The following is a 14,133-nucleotide window of genomic DNA, read 5'->3' on the forward strand; positions in this document are numbered from 1 at the left end:
CGCCCATGGTGGTGCGCTCCTTGCCGGGGTGGGGGTTCGGGGTCATGCGTCGTCCTCCGACTGGGCGAGACCGAAGCCGCGCCGGAAGGCCGCCATCAGGCCCGGGTCGTGAACGGGCGGGTCGCAGGCGTGGGCCCGCCGCGGCGCGGGGGCGTCCCGCAGTTCGGGGGCCAGGTGGGCCTGCGCCCGCCGCCGGGGCAGGGGCGGGCGGTCGGGGGCGGTCCGGGCGGCGGGTACGGACGCGGCAGCCGGCCCCGCCCCCGACGGTGCCGGGACCCCGGGCAGGGCACCCGGCGGCCGTGCCCCGGCCACGGGCCAGGGGTCCGCCGGGTGCGTGCCGAGCCGCGGATCCGGACCGCGCCCGGGGGCGGGGGTCGCCAGGCCCTCGGCGGTCGTCCCCGCGGCCGGCACCGCCCGGGACCCGGCCGCGTACGGTACCCGCGGCTGCGACGGCTCCCCCGTCGCCGCATGCCGGGCCCGGACCGGAGCCGGCGCCGGAACAGCAGCCGGTGCGGGGGCCGGTGCCGGAGGCGGGGCCACCGGTCCCGTCGGCCCCGAACGGCCGGCCCGCGGGCCGGGGGCGGGCGCCGCCCAGGCCGGCGCCGTCGGCCGTGCCCCGGCCGGCTCCGGCCGGGGCACGGACACCCGGGCGGGCTCCAGCGGCGGCCCCCAGGGCCCCGGCACGTGCTCGGACCCCGACCCCGCCGCCCCGGCTCCGGAGCCGTAACCGGAACCGGAGCCGTGACCGACAGCGGCCGCCGGCCCGGTTGCGGGCCCCTGCCCGCTCCCCCACGAGGTGGGCCGGGAGCCGCTGAGGGCGTCCGCCTCGCCGGGGGCCTGCGCACCGAGCAGGTCCTGGGGCAGCACGAGCACGGCGAGCACCCCGCCGTAGATGTTGGACTTGAGCTCGACGGCGATGCCGTGCCGCCGGGCCAGCGCAGAGACCACGTACAGGCCGATCCGACCGTCCGCCAGCAGGTGCCGCACGCTGACCTGGTCGGGGTCGACGAGGAGGGCGTTCATCCGGTGCTGCTCCGCTGCCGGCAGGCCGAGCCCGCGGTCCTCGACCTCCACTGCGATGCCCGCGGTGACCCGCTCGGCGCGCACCACCACGTCGGTGTCCGGGGCGGAGAACACCGTGGCGTTCTCGATCAGTTCGGCGAGCAGGTGCACCACGTCGGCGACGGCGTGCCCGCGTACGGTGCCCCCGGCCGGCGGCACCACCTTGACCCGCGTGTACTGCTCGACCTCCGCGACGGACGACCTCAGCACCTCGCTGAGGTCGATGGGGCGGGTCCACTGGCGGCGGGAGCCGGCCCCGCCGAGCACGGCGAGGTTCTCGGCGTGCCGGCGGATCCGGGTGGCCAGGTGGTCGACGTGGAAGAGCTCCTTCAGCAGGTCGGGGTCCTCGACGGTGTCCTCCAGCCCGTCGAGCAGCGAGATCTCGCGGTGCACGAGGGACTGGAGACGACGGGCGAGGTTGGCGAAGACCTCGACCTTCCGGTCGCTGTCGGAGGGCGCGGCGGGCCCGGCGACCCGCACGAGGGCGGTGTGCGCCTGCTCGCGGGCGCCGCGCAGCTCCTGCGCGAGCAGCCAGAACTCGTCGACCCGGCCGGGGTCGGCGCCGGGCGGCGGCTCGGTCGGGCCGCCGCGGACCGGCCGGGCCGGCTGCTCGCCGCGTTCCAACCGCTCGGCGGCGGTCCGCAGCTCCTGGCGGCCCCTCACGCTGGAACGGCGCAGGGCCTCGCAGCGGTCCCGGACGGCCTTGGCGCTGCGCTGGGCGCCGAGCAGGGCCGCGGCGAGCGCGCCGACGACGAGCAGGGCGCAGCCGAAGAGGACGGGCCACAGCCGGACGTCCCGGTGGCCGTAGCCGCCGCCGAGCTGGAGGGTGAAGATCACCGCGGCGGTTCCGCTGAGACCGGCGGCGAGGGTGGGCAGTACGGCGGCGCGCACCATCTGGGGCCGTATCTGCCGCTCCGGACCGGTGGCGGCGTGTCTCGACGGGGTGTGGCGGGCGGCGCGGGGTCCGGACATCGGCGTCCTCAGGCGTCCTCTTACGTGGGCCCGGCCCCCAGGGGTTCCGGGGCCGGCGTTGATCACCGGATACCCACGCTAGACCGCAGGATCCCGCCGCTGACAGCCAGTTGGGGAACTTCACCGGGGTGCTTCCCGCTCCCGAGGGGGCGCTCGTACGGCAGCCCGAATCCGCCGGGAGCGGTTGTTCGGGCCGGACCCGGGCCGGACGTGCGGGCCAGGTGCGCGCCCGCCGGACCCTCACCCCGCGGGGCGGGCCGTCGGCTCCCCGCCCACCGCACGGGTCCCGGGTGGCAGCCGGGTCAGTTGCACTTGCCGCTGCCGCTGTAGCAGGGCACGTACTCGGGGCCCGGCCGCGGCGGCGGTTTCGGGTGGGCGCGGTCCCAGTCGTGCTGCGCGAGCACGAGGAGCGCGGCCACGCCCAGCGCGGCGAGCAACTGGAGCACCACCGACCAGCGTGCGCGGAACAGTGCCGCGACCGCGGCGAGGCCGAGGACGACGACCAGGTAGTACGACAGCCAGGTGAGCTCCGCGAGCTCTGCCGCCTCGATCCGCTCGACCCGCCCCTGTGCGGCCCAGACCTCCATGCCGGTCCCGAAGCCGTGCAGGACGGCCACGGCGACCTCGACGAGAAGGAGGAGCACGCCGGAAGCGACGTCCGCGCCCGTGGCCGTCCGCCGGGACCACGGCCGCCAGGGGAGCCGTGGCGGTACGGGCGGTGCAGGGGGTGCTTTGGTCATGGCCCCAGCCTGACGGGGCGCTCACCGGTGGCGCATGAGTACGCGTACTCAGCCGCTCCCCGACTCCACGCCTCCTTCCGGCTGTTCCGCGCGAGCGGGCCCGTCAAGGTCCAGGACCGCCCGCTCGCGCTGCCTCGGGCGTCGATCGGCCCCCTGGACGGGCCGCCTGCGTGAGCTCCGTGTCCGGGGTCACCGCTCGCCGGCGAGGTCCAGGTCGCGGTCGGCCGGCGGGGCCGCGTCGGCAGTCGCCCCGGAAGCCGCCGCGGGACGCCGCCACGGGTGGTCGAGGGGCCGGGACACCGGGCGCCACCAGGGTTCGGTGGGGAGGACGCCGGCCGGCTCGAACGGCTCGCCCGGCCGGGGGACGGCCACGGGCTGCTCCGCTTCGGTCCCGGCGTCGAGGGTCCACTCGCCCGGCTCCGCCCACGGGTGGAAGGCGAGGTTGAAGGTGCCCCAGTGGATCGGCAGGAGCACGCCGTGCGGGGTGGAGCCCTGGAGGTCCAGGTGGGCGCGGACGCCCTCCTCGGGGGTCATGTGGATGTCCGGCCAGTACTCGGAGTAGGCGCCGATCTGGATCATCGTGGCGTCGAAGGGGCCGTGTTCGGCGCCGATGTCCTTGAAGCCGGGGAAGTAGCCCGTGTCACCGCTGTGGAAGACCCGGTGCTCGCCGCCGGCGACGACCCACGAGGCCCACAGGGTGTGCTGCTCGTTGCGCAGCCCGCGCCCGCAGAAGTGCCGGGCCGGGGTGGCGGTCAGCGACAGCCCGGCGATCCGGGTGGTCTCGTTCCAGTCGAGCTCGCGGATCCGGTCGGCCGGGACGCCCCAGTGCTCCAGGTGGGCACCGACGCCGAGCGGGACGGCGAAGACCGTGTCCGTGCCGGCCAGCTGCTTGACGGTCGGCAGGTCGAGGTGGTCGTAGTGGTCGTGGGAGATCACGATGGCGTCGACCGGGCCCAGGGCGGCCAGCGGCACCGGCACGGGGTGGAGCCGCTTGGGCCCGGCGAAGGGGAAGGGGGAGCAGCGCTCGCCCCACACCGGGTCGAAGAGGACCCGGCGTCCGTCGATCTCGGCGAGGACGCTCGAGTGCCCCATCCACGTCAGGCGCAGCCCGCTGGCCGGCGGCTTCGCCAGGTCGGCGAGGGTCGTCGGGTGGACGGGGACGGCCGCGGCCGGGCTGCGCCGGATCCGCTGCTCCCTGTGGAAGTAGACCTGGGCGAACTCCAGCATCGAGGCGGAGGGCCTGGTCCGGGCACCCACCGGGTTCCGGAAGGAGCCGTCGGCGAAGTTCGGCGAGCGCCGGATCCGCTCCAGCCGTGCGCCGGACGGATCCGCGCCGAAGGCTTCGGGGCGCAGGGCGCGCAGCCGCGGACGCAGGGGTTGGGAGCCGGTCAAAGCGCCTCCTGGGCGATGGGGCGGGCGGCCGCGGGCCATGGCCGGCGGTCTGCTTCCTACTGGTCTACCACCACCAACGCAGGGCGGCCCCGGAGGATTCCGGTAGGCACGCCCGCACCACACCTGTGACCGTCCCGCAACCGACCACCGCCCTCCGGGCGCCCCGACAGCCGACCGTCGGCCGCCGACCGCCGACCTACAGCGGCAGCAGGTCCGGCCGCTTCGCCTCGACGTGGTCCCCGGAGGACTCCCCGCGCAGCCGTCGGCCGATCCACGGCACCAGGTGCTCGCGGGCCCACTGGATGTTGTCGCGGGTCACGTCCACCGAGCCGCGCGGCTGCTGCGGCGGCCACGGCTGGTCGGGGTCGGCCGGCACGTCGAGCCCGAGCACCTGGGCGGCGCGCAGCGCGACCCGGGTGTGCCCCTCGGGCGAGAGGTGCAGCCGGTCGTGGTCCCAAGCCCGGCGGTCCTGTACGGACTTCAGCGACCAGAGGTCGAGTACGGGGCAGTCGTACCGGTCGGCGATGGCGCGCACGTGCGCGCTGTACGTGGCGACCTTGCCGCGCAGGTGCTTGAGGACGGGCACGCCGCGGGTGTCGAACCCGGTGGTGATCATGACCTGGCCGACGGAGGCGGTGAGGTCGGCGACGGCGGCCTCGAACCGCTCGGCGACGGCGTCCGGGTCGCTGCCGGGGCGGATGATGTCGTTGCCGCCGGCACAGAAGCTCACCAGGTCGGGGGCGAGTTCCTTGGCCCGGGGGACCTGCTCGGCCACGATCTGGTCGAGCAGCCGTCCGCGCACGGCGAGGTTCGCGTACCGGAAGTCGCCCTCCGGCCGCTGGTCGGCCAGGAGCACGGCGAACCGGTCGGCCCAGCCGAGGAAGAGCCCGTCGGGCCCCGGGTCCCCCACACCCTCGGTGAAGCTGTCCCCGAGTGCCGCGTACGAGCCGATGGTCCGGTAAGTCTGTTCTGTCGTCTCTGTCATCGTCGTCGCTGCCACGGGACCATATCCTTCACCGCGGGACGTGACCTACGCCACCGTAGGAAGGGGTTGACGGACCGTGATCTATACCACCCGGTCGGTGCGGAATAACAGCGCGTGAGGCCGGGACCCCCTCGGGTCCCGGCCTCACGCGTGTCCTTCGCCTCCGGCGGCGCGTGCCGTCAGATGGTCACGCCCTTGGAGCGCAGGTAGGCGATCGGGTCGATGTCCGAGCCGTACGAGGGACCGGTGCGGATCTCGAAGTGCAGGTGCGGGCCGGTGGAGTTGCCGGTGGAGCCGGAGAGGCCGATGGTCTGGCCGCCGCTCACGCTCTGGCCGACGGAGACGGAGAGCTGCGAGAGGTGGCCGTACTGGGAGTACCTGCCGTCCGCGTGCCGGATGACGACCTCGTTGCCGTACGCGCCGGCCCAGCCGGCGGAGACGACGGTGCCCGCGCCGACCGCCTTGACGGTGGTGCCGGAGCTCGCGATGAAGTCGACGCCGGTGTGGTAGCCGCTGGACCACATGGCGCCGGCGGTCCTGTACTGGGTGGAGATGCCGCCGGAGACGGGTGCGGTGAAGCCGGCCGCGGTGACCGCGCCGGAGGCGGCCGCGGCGGCGGTGGCGCCCGCCGTGGACGCGCCCGCCGTGGACGCGGCGGCAGCCGCGCTCTTCCTGGCCGGCGCGGGGGCGGCGGCGAGCGGGGAACCGGCGGCCGGGGCCTTCTTCTTCGGCTTCGGCGCGGGGGCGGGCCGCTCGGCCGGGGCCTGCACGGGGGCCCGGTCGCCGGGGGCGCCGAGGGTCAGTCGCAGGCCGGGGTGGATCAGGGAGGGGTCGCCGCCGACGGCCTCGCGGTTGTCGGCGTAGAGCCGCTGCCAGCCGCCCCGGAGGTCGTGGTCGGCGGCGATGGCGGAGAGGCAGTCGCCCGTCCGGACCGTGTACACGGCCGGAGAGGCGGAAGCGGGGACGGCGGGGACGGCGGCGTCGGCCTGCGGGGCCGCCGCCGGGAGCGCGGTGGTCGCCGCCGCCGGGGCGGGGGCGGCGGCGTGGGCGCCGCCGGCGCCGATCAGCGGCAGGGCCAGAGCGGCTCCGCCGGTCCCCGCGACGGCGGCGACGAGACCACGGGCTCTGGCACGGGACTTCGGTCGGCGGTGCTTACCCTTTGCCGGCATGGCGAATTCCTCTCCGGCGCCTGCGAGGTGAGCTGTCGGGTTCGGATTGGAGATGTCCGGCCGTCCGTGGACGTGCAACGCAACCGTGCACGGGAAGTGAACGGATGACGTACGGCTTCACCCCTAGCCGCCCCGGAGCAGAACTCCGGCGCGGCGGCCTACCTGGTTCCCCCGCTCCTGCCGCGCGAGTTCGGTCGAGTTCTTATTCCGGACGGCGGCAGGATTGGGCGGTCCATCCGGATCGATCGCGAAGGTAATCGAGCGGGACCGCACGGAACAAGCCGCGAATTTCCTGACGCATTCACAGGGACGGGACTTCGGTGGATTTCCGGTCACCCTGCGTCCATTCACGACCGCCAACAACCGCTCCGGCCGGGCCATTCGCTTTTGACGATCAGGCACGCACCGTCACCGTATGATCTGGCTCACGGGGCTGCACCCGATCCCTCCCCCGGCGCCGGCAAGTTGGCCCCAAGCAGAGCAATTCGGACACTCGATGACGATGTGGAGGATTTCCCTTGACCCAGCAGATACCACCCTCCCCGCCGAGCACCCCGCTCCCCGAGCCCGAACTGTCCGGTGTGCGCAACTTCCGCGATGTGGGCGGGCTGCCGACCGCGGACGGGCGAAGGGTCAAGACGGGACGACTCTTCCGAAGCGGACATCTGGCACATGCCACTGAAACCGATGCAGAATTCCTCGCATCGCTCGGACTGCACACCGTCTTCGACTTCCGGAACACGGCCGACCAGGCCCTTGAGGGTCCCGACGTCGAGCTCCCCGGGGTGCGCAACGTCAACATCCCGATGTCCGATCCGGCCGCCGGCAAGGAATTCTGGACCATGGTCCGCGACGGGGACCTGGGGCAGCTCCGCGGGATCCTCGGCGACGGAAAGGCCTTCGCCCGGATGGTGGACTCGTACCGCTCGATGGTCGTGGACCGCACCGCCGAGCACGGCCGGGTCCTGCACGCCCTCGCCGAGGACAGCCTCCCGGCGCTCATGCACTGCGCCGCCGGCAAGGACCGGGCCGGCCTGTCGATCGCCGTCACCCTGCTCGCGCTGGGCGTGGAGCGCGAGGCGATCCTCGCGGACTACCTGGAGTCGAACGCCCCGCACCGCCGCTACCGGCTCCGCCGCGGCGGCGACGCGCCCCGGCCGCGCTCCCCCGAGGTGACGGAGCTGCTCGCCCCGCTCTTCGACGCCCGCGCCGCGTACCTGACCGCGGCCTTCGACACCATCGACACGCACTGGGGCGGCGTCGACCGCTACCTGGCCGAGGGCCTCGGACTGACCTCCGGGACCCTCGGTCGGCTCCGCGAGCGGCTGCTCGACTAGCGGCTGCACCCGACCGCCGGCGGGGCTGCCGGCCGGCGGGGACGGGCCGGCGGCAGGGGGACGTCAGCCGCCCGCGACGGCCTGCTTGACCAGGGTCCGCCCGAAGTCCCACAGGAGCCCGCCGCCGGCGTGCGCCTCGTCCATGACCGCGCGGAAGGCGGCGACGAACCGGTCGACGTCCGCCTCGTCCACGACCAGCGGCGGAATCAGCTTGATGACCTCCAGGTGGTCCCCGGACACCTGCGTCAGGATCCGGTGCCGCTGGAGCAGCGGCACCACCACCATCTGCGCGAACAGCCCCTTGCGGGCCGCCTGGAGCATGGTCCATCGGCTGCGCAGCCGCAGCGAGGCCGGCCGGCCGAACTCGATGCCGATCATCAGGCCGCGGCCCCGGACCTCGTACAGCAGCTCGTACGCGTCCACGAGCGCCGCTAGGCGCCCGCGCAGCAGGTCCCCCATGGCGCGGGCGTTCGCGACGACCGACTCGTCCTCCATGACGGAGAGCACTGCCAGCCCGGCCGCCATCGCCTGCGCGTTGGACCCGAAGCTGGCGGAGTGCACCAGCACCCGGTCCATGGAGGAGTAGACCTTCTTGAAGATCCAGTCGCGGCCCAGGGTGGCGCCGACCGGTACGTAGCCGCCCGACAGTGCCTTGGCCACGCACACCAGGTCCGGCTCCACGCCCGGCTCGTGCTGGTACGCGTAGAAGTCACCGGTCCGTCCGAGGCCGGTCTGCACCTCGTCGGCGATCAGCAGCGCCTTGTGCCGGCGCAGCAGCTCCTGTGCGGCGGGCAGGAAGCCGGGCGGGGCGGCGTGCACGCCCTTGCCCTGGATCGGTTCGACGACGAAGGCGGCGACGTCGCCGCGCTTCAGCTCCCGCTCCAGGGCGGCCAGGTCGCCGAGCGCGATCCGGGTGTCGGGCAGCAGGGGCGCGAAGCCGTCCCGGAAGCCCGCCTCGCCGTTCACCGACAGCGAGCCGGTGGTCAGCCCGTGGAAGGCGTGGTCGCAGTAGAGGACCCTGGTCCGGCCGGTGGCGTACCGGGCGAACTTCAGGGCGGTCTCCACGGCCTCGGTGCCGCTGTTGCCGAAGAACACCCGGTCCAGGTGCGGGCTGTACGCCAGCAGCTTCTCGGCCAGCAGCCCGGGCAGCGGCTGGCAGTCGAAGCGGGTGAGGTCGGCGAGCTGCGCGTCGAGCACGTCGTGCAGGGCGCGGCGGACGACCGGGTGGTGCCGGCCCAGGCCCATCACCCCGAACCCGGACAGCATGTCCAGGTAGTCGTTGCCCTCGGCGTCCCAGAAGTGGGCGCCCTCGGCCCGCTCGTAGACCTTGTCGAAGCCGATCGTGTGCAGCATGCGCGGCAGCTGCGGGTTCAGGTGCCGGGCGTGCAGCTCGTACCGCTCTGCGCCGCGTTCGGCCAGCAGGGCCTTGAGGTCGAAACCCCCCGGCGCCGGGTTCATGCCGATCCGCCCCGGTTGCCGCCGATGGTGTCCCTGGCCGCGCGCAGGGACTCCTTGAGGGAGCCCATGGTGGCGAGGACGGCGGTGGGCTCGTAGCCGCAGTGCGCCATGCAGTTCGCGCAGCGCGGGTCCTTGCCGCGGCCGTACTTGCTCCAGTCGGTCTCCTCGATGAGTTCGCGGTACGTCGGCACGTACCCGTCGCTCATCAGGTAGCAGGGGCGCTGCCAGCCGAAGAGGGAGTAGTTCGGAATGGCCCAGGCGGTGCAGGGGAAGTCGGCCTTTCCTTCCAGGAAGTCCAGGAACAGCGGGGAGTGGTTGAGCCGCCAGCGGCGCCGGTTGCCGCCCGCGAAGGCCTTCCGGAAGAGTTCCCGGGTCTGTTCGACGCCGAGGAAGTGCTCCTGGTCGGGTGCCTTTTCGTAGGCGTAGGCGGGCGAGATCATCATTTCGTCGACCTTGAGGTCGTCATTGAGGTAGTTGAGGACCTCGATGACGGTCTGCGGGGTGTCGGTGTTGAAGAAGGTGGAGTTCGTGGTCACGCGGAATCCGCGCTCCTTCGCCTCCTTGATGGCGGCGACCGCCTCGTCGAACACGCCTTCCTTGGCCACCGATTCGTCGTGGCGTTCACGCAGTCCGTCGATGTGGACGGCGAAGGCGAAATAGGGCGAGGGGGTGAAATTCCCGATCTTCTTGCGCAGCAGCAGGGCGTTGGTGCACAGGAACACGTACTTCCGCCTCGCCACCAGCTGGCGGACGATCTCGTCGATCTGCGGGTGCATCAGGGGCTCGCCGCCCGCGATGGACACCATGGGGGCACCGGACTCCAGGACGGCGCCGACCGCCTGGGCCACCGGCATGCGCTGCTTGAGCACCCCGGCGGGGTGCTGGATCTTCCCACAGCCCTCGCAGGCGAGGTTGCAGGCGTAGAGCGGTTCCAGCTCGACGATCAGGGGGAACTTCTCGCGCTTGCGGAGCTTCTGTTCGAGTAGGTAGGTCCCGACCCTGATGGACTGTCGCAGCGGCATGGCCATCTGACTCACCTCCTGGGGAGCGGCAAAGAACGGTGCCAGTCGTAGAACGCGGGCAGTACGGCACGCAGTACACGGAAGGCCGATATTCCACCGCGGACCGTCCCGATGCGGACGAGCTCGTGCTCCGGGGCGTCCACGACCACCCGGACGGCGGCAACCGGGCGGTGCTCACCGGGCGCGGGGGCGCGGGCGGCGGTCCACAGGGTGGCCGCCGATTCCATGTCGACGCCGATGGCGCCGGTGGCACGCAGCCGGGCGCGCTCCTGGCCCCGTACGACCCGGTCGGATCCGGTCAGCGCGCCGGTGTGCACGGTCCGGCCGGGAGCGGCCCGGGCCAGTGCCTCGGCCAGCAGGGACGTTCCCGCACAGGCGACGGTGCCGCGCGGGTCGCGGGTCTCCTCGGCGACGACCAGGTCGCCGGGGTGCATGCCGGGTACGAGCCCCGCGCAGAACCCGGTGGCGAGGACGGCGGCCCGCTCCAGCCCCGGTGCGGCGAGGGCGCGGGTGACGGCCCGCTCGGCGGCGCGCGGCCCCATGCCGGTGCGCAGGACCGTGTACCCGAGGGGGGCGCCGCGGTCGCCGCCGCTGCGCAGGGCGGCCCGCTCGATGCGCAGGGCGCAGGCGACGAGCAGCGGTCGGGGCTCGGGGCCACCGGCCCGGGCGGCGGGCATCAGGGCGTCCCGGGCGCGAAGGGGTCCCCGTACAGGTAGCGGCCGAGGGCGGTGAGCGGGAACACCTGCCGGTACAGGTGGTAGTTGATGGAGAAGTCCCAGGGGAAGCCGGTGCCGGTGAAGTGCGGCTCGTCCCAGGAGCCGTCCGCCCGTTGCGTCCCGGTCAGGTAGGCCACGCCCCGTTCGACGGCCTTGCCGTCGCGCTCCCCCGCCGCGAGGAGGGCCATCAGCGCCCACGCGGTCTGCGAGGCGGTGGAGTCGCCGCGTCCCGCCCAGGTGGTCGGGTCCCGGTAGGAGCGCTGGTCCTCGCCCCAGCCCCCGTCGTCGTTCTGTACGGATTCCAGCCAGGCCACGGCCCGGCGGACCGCGGGGTGGCCGGGGGCGATGCCCGCGGCCACCAGGGCGGGCACCACCGACCCGGTCCCGTAGACGTAGTTGGTGCCCCAGCGGCCGAACCAGCTTCCGTTCGGCTCCTGTTCGGCGAGGAGCCAGGCCGTGCCGCGCCGGGTCCGCGGGTCGGCGGCGCGGCCCTCGGCGGCGAGCATCTCCACCACGTGGGCGGTGACGTCGGCCGAGGGCGGGTCGACGACCTCGCCGAAGTCGCAGAACGGCAGCCGGTTGGGCAGGGAGCTGGTGTTGTCGGCGTCGAAGGCGCCCCAGCCGCCGTTCCTCGACTGCATGCCGAGGGTCCAGGACACGGCCCGGGCGATGGCGGCCTCGGCCCGGGCCGGGTCGGAGTGCCGGATCCGGCGCAGGGCGAGGACGACCTCGGCGGTGTCGTCGATGTCGGGGTAGGTGTCGTTGTGGAACTCGAACGCCCAGCCGCCGGGGGCGAGTCCGGGCCGGCGCACCGCCCAGTCGCCGCTGCGGGTGATCTCCTCGTCCAGCATCCAGTCGGCCGCCTTGACCAGGGCCGGGTGGTCGGGCGGCAGCCCCGCGTCGGCCAGCGCGATGGCGGCGAGGCAGGTGTCCCAGACCGGGGACTGGCAGGCTTCGACCATCCGGACGGGCCCGGGCTCGCCGGGCCGGCCGTCGGGGCCGGGGGCGGTGTCCTCGCGCCAGACGGCGAAGCGGTCCAGGGAGTCCAGGCCGGCCCGCATCACGGGGTGCCCCAGGTCGTAGCCGAGCAGGTGCAGGGCGATGAGGGAGTACACGGCGGGCGGCTGGATCCCGCCCCAGCAGCCGTCGTTCTCCTGCCGTTCGACGATCCAACGGGCGGCGGTGGCCATGGCCGCCCTGCGCAGCGGGCGGGGGGCGAACCGGCGGTAGACGTGCAGGGCCCGGTCCATGCGCTGGAAGAGCCCGTCCCAGCTGGACAGCGGTGCGAGCCGTACGGCGGGGACGGGCCGGCGGGCGTCGGTGTGCAGCTCGTCCAGGGCGAAGGGGGCGGGTCGGACCGGCCGGTGCGCGGAGACGATGGTCAGCGGGACGACGGTCTGGCGGGCCCAGCAGCCGAAGTCGTAGATGTTGAGCGGCACCCAGGACGGCAGGAGGACCAGCTCGGGCGGGAGCTCGGGGAGGTGGTCCCAGCTCCACCAGCCGAAGAGCGCGAGCCAGATGCGGGTGAAGACGCGGGCGGCGGCGATCCCGCCGTGGGCCCGGATCCAGGCCGAGGCGCGGGCCATGTGCGGGGCGTCGGGGGCGTCTCCGGCCAGGCGCAGGGCGACGTACGCCTCGATGGTGGCGGAGAGTTCGGGCGGGCCGCCGTGGAAGGTGGCCCAGGTGCCGTCGGAGCGCTGTTCCCCGCGGATGTGCCGGGCCGCGGCCCGGGTGGTGGCCTCGTCCCGGATGCCGAGGAACTGGCGCAGCAGCAGGTCCTCGGCGTCCATGGTGACGTTGGTCTCCAGGTCGCCCTTCCACCAGCCGGCCGGGTCCTGCTGCCGCAGCAGGTGCCGCGTGGCGCGCTCGACGGCCTCGCGGACGCCGGGCGGTGCCGCGTCCGTGCTCCCGGCCGTGGCACTGACGGTGCTGCTGATGGTGCTGCCGGCCGTTCTGCCGGAGGTGCTGTCATCCGGATCGGCGCCGCGGGGACCGGCGCCGTCGGTCGTCGCTGTCATGGCTTCCCCTTAACGTGCAGTGGCCTGTGCTTCTGCTGTGCTGGGGTCTGCCGTCGGCCGGCGCTACGGGCTGGTGGCGCCGGCCGGCGACTCGCGCGTCATATCCGTACCCGGGTGACGGGGGTGGCGATCACCTCTTGCGTACGACGACGAAGTCGGCGAGGGCGACGAGCTGTTCGCGCACCCGCTGGGGCATGTCGACGTCGTCGAGGGCGCGGACGGCGATCGCGTGCTGGCGGCGGGCCTCCTCCGCGGTCCACTCGCGGCCTCCCGCCTCCTCGATGAGGGCGGCGCGGGCGGCGAACTCCTCCTCCGAGAAGTTCTCGAAGTCGTTGCTCTTGGCATCGGCGGCGAGGAGCTCGCCGAGCTTCTCGGCGGCGGGGCCGCCGGCGGCGAGGGCGGCGACGACCGGCAGGGACTTCTTGCGCTGGCGCAGGTCGCTCCAGGTCTGCTTGCCGGTGGACTCCGGGTCGCCCCAGATGCCGAGGAGGTCGTCGACGGCCTGGAAGGCGAGGCCGAGGTGGTAGCCGTACTCCTCCAGCTTGTCGGCCGTGCGGTCGTCCGCGCCGCCGAGGACGGCGCCGATGGAGATGGCGCAGGCGAGCAGGGCGCCGGTCTTGTTGCCCTCCATCTCCAGGCACTCCTCGACACTGACGCTCTCGCGGTGCTCGTAGGAGATGTCCTGGGCCTGGCCGTCGATGAGCTTGCGGCTGGCGGTGGTCAGGCGGCGGGTGGCGCGGCCGGCCTCGACGGTGCCGAGCTCCAGGAGCACCTCGTTGGCGAGGGCGAACAGCGCGTCGCCGACGAGGATGGCCTGGGCCGGGCCGTGGACCTTCCACACGGTGTCGCGGTGGCGGCGCTGCTCGTCGCCGTCCATCAGGTCGTCGTGCAGGAGGGAGAAGTTGTGGACGAGCTCGACGGCGACCGCGCCGGGGATGCCCACCTCGGCGGGGGCCCCGGCGGCCTCGGCGGACAGCAGTGCGAGGGCGGGGCGGACGGCCTTGCCGCCGTCGCCGTCCGCGGGGTTGCCCTGGGCGTCGATCCAGCCGAAGTGGTAGGCGGCGACGGTGTCCATGGGCGCGGCGAGCCGTTCCACCGCGGCACGCAGTGCGGGAGTGGACAGGGTGCGGCCGCGTTCGAGGAGGGCGAGGGTGTCCGCGACCTCCGTCTGCGCCGCTTCCGCCGCTCTGTTACCGGCTTCGGTGTTCTCGACGGCCGGGTTCCCCGGGTTCACTGGCTCTCCTCTGTTCTCCGTGCGTGCG

Annotated in this window: 11 protein-coding genes and 1 riboswitch; of the genes, 1 reads left to right on the forward strand and 10 read right to left on the reverse strand. The window is 74.0% G+C overall.

Features of this window, described 5'->3' with window-relative positions; all coding sequences use genetic code 11:
* Window positions 1-42 precede the first annotated feature (42 nt).
* From ACSHWO_RS06310 to ACSHWO_RS06330, 5 genes are all read right to left on the reverse strand, one after another.
* Complete coding sequence (locus ACSHWO_RS06310) at window positions 43-2,034, reverse strand: ATP-binding protein (RefSeq protein WP_438310372.1); 1,992 nt, start codon at window positions 2,032-2,034, stop codon at window positions 43-45.
* A 302-nt stretch (window positions 2,035-2,336) separates the two neighbouring features.
* Window positions 2,337-2,774 carry a DUF6234 family protein gene (locus ACSHWO_RS06315; protein WP_361092397.1) on the reverse strand — a complete coding sequence of 146 codons (438 nt, stop codon included), beginning with the start codon at window positions 2,772-2,774 and terminating at the stop codon, window positions 2,337-2,339.
* A gap of 189 nt (window positions 2,775-2,963) precedes the next feature.
* Window positions 2,964-4,166, reverse strand: a complete 1,203-nt coding sequence (locus ACSHWO_RS06320; protein ID WP_385804829.1) for an MBL fold metallo-hydrolase — start codon at window positions 4,164-4,166, stop codon at window positions 2,964-2,966.
* A 196-nt stretch (window positions 4,167-4,362) separates the two neighbouring features.
* Window positions 4,363-5,151, reverse strand: a complete 789-nt coding sequence (locus ACSHWO_RS06325; RefSeq protein WP_361092391.1) for an SGNH/GDSL hydrolase family protein — start codon at window positions 5,149-5,151, stop codon at window positions 4,363-4,365.
* Between the two features lie 179 nt (window positions 5,152-5,330).
* Window positions 5,331-6,320 (reverse strand): M23 family metallopeptidase, encoded by a 990-nt coding sequence (locus ACSHWO_RS06330; RefSeq protein WP_438310373.1) that lies wholly within the window; start codon window positions 6,318-6,320, stop codon window positions 5,331-5,333.
* 2 nt (window positions 6,321-6,322) lie between these two features.
* Window positions 6,323-6,527, reverse strand: a riboswitch (cyclic di-AMP (ydaO/yuaA leader).
* Window positions 6,528-6,838: 311 nt separating this feature from the next.
* On the opposite strand from ACSHWO_RS06330, the gene ACSHWO_RS06335 reads away from it, so the two are divergent.
* On the forward strand, window positions 6,839-7,657 hold the full coding sequence (locus ACSHWO_RS06335; protein ID WP_438310374.1) for a tyrosine-protein phosphatase: 819 nt from the start codon (window positions 6,839-6,841) through the stop codon (window positions 7,655-7,657).
* A 63-nt stretch (window positions 7,658-7,720) separates the two neighbouring features.
* Here ACSHWO_RS06335 and ACSHWO_RS06340 read toward each other — a convergent pair whose 3' ends face one another.
* From ACSHWO_RS06340 to ACSHWO_RS06360, 5 genes are all read right to left on the reverse strand, one after another.
* Entirely contained in the window at window positions 7,721-9,115 is a 1,395-nt protein-coding gene (locus tag ACSHWO_RS06340; RefSeq protein WP_361092381.1) for an aspartate aminotransferase family protein, read from the reverse strand.
* Entirely contained in the window at window positions 9,112-10,143 is a 1,032-nt protein-coding gene (hpnH, locus tag ACSHWO_RS06345; RefSeq protein WP_385804833.1) for an adenosyl-hopene transferase HpnH, read from the reverse strand. The genes ACSHWO_RS06340 and hpnH overlap by 4 nt, the downstream gene beginning before the upstream one ends.
* Window positions 10,144-10,148: 5 nt before the next feature.
* Window positions 10,149-10,814 carry a 5'-methylthioadenosine/S-adenosylhomocysteine nucleosidase family protein gene (locus ACSHWO_RS06350; RefSeq protein ID WP_404235053.1) on the reverse strand — a complete coding sequence of 222 codons (666 nt, stop codon included), beginning with the start codon at window positions 10,812-10,814 and terminating at the stop codon, window positions 10,149-10,151.
* Window positions 10,814-12,871, reverse strand: coding sequence for a squalene--hopene cyclase (gene shc / locus ACSHWO_RS06355; protein WP_438310376.1), 2,058 nt, complete (start codon window positions 12,869-12,871; stop codon window positions 10,814-10,816). Before shc ends, ACSHWO_RS06350 begins: the two co-directional genes overlap by 1 nt.
* 130 nt (window positions 12,872-13,001) lie before the next feature.
* Window positions 13,002-14,105, reverse strand: coding sequence for a polyprenyl synthetase family protein (locus tag ACSHWO_RS06360; RefSeq protein WP_385805013.1), 1,104 nt, complete (start codon window positions 14,103-14,105; stop codon window positions 13,002-13,004).
* Between the last annotated feature and the right edge of the window lie 28 nt (window positions 14,106-14,133).

It is taken from the genome of Streptomyces pallidus (ex Mingjun et al. 2026) (assembly GCF_051550185.1).
GTDB lineage: Bacteria > Actinomycetota > Actinomycetes > Streptomycetales > Streptomycetaceae > Streptomyces.

Coding starts and splice junctions, on each gene's coding strand:
- ACSHWO_RS06330 (WP_438310373.1), bottom strand. CDS start 6,320: ATGCCGGCAAAGGGTAAGCACCGCCGACCGAAGTCCCGTGCCAGAGCC.
- ACSHWO_RS06315 (WP_361092397.1), bottom strand. CDS start 2,774: ATGACCAAAGCACCCCCTGCACCGCCCGTACCGCCACGGCTCCCCTGG.
- ACSHWO_RS06310 (WP_438310372.1), bottom strand. CDS start 2,034: ATGTCCGGACCCCGCGCCGCCCGCCACACCCCGTCGAGACACGCCGCC.
- ACSHWO_RS06325 (WP_361092391.1), bottom strand. CDS start 5,151: ATGACAGAGACGACAGAACAGACTTACCGGACCATCGGCTCGTACGCG.
- ACSHWO_RS06340 (WP_361092381.1), bottom strand. CDS start 9,115: ATGAACCCGGCGCCGGGGGGTTTCGACCTCAAGGCCCTGCTGGCCGAA.
- hpnH (WP_385804833.1), bottom strand. CDS start 10,143: ATGGCCATGCCGCTGCGACAGTCCATCAGGGTCGGGACCTACCTACTC.
- shc (WP_438310376.1), bottom strand. CDS start 12,871: ATGACAGCGACGACCGACGGCGCCGGTCCCCGCGGCGCCGATCCGGAT.
- ACSHWO_RS06350 (WP_404235053.1), bottom strand. CDS start 10,814: ATGCCCGCCGCCCGGGCCGGTGGCCCCGAGCCCCGACCGCTGCTCGTC.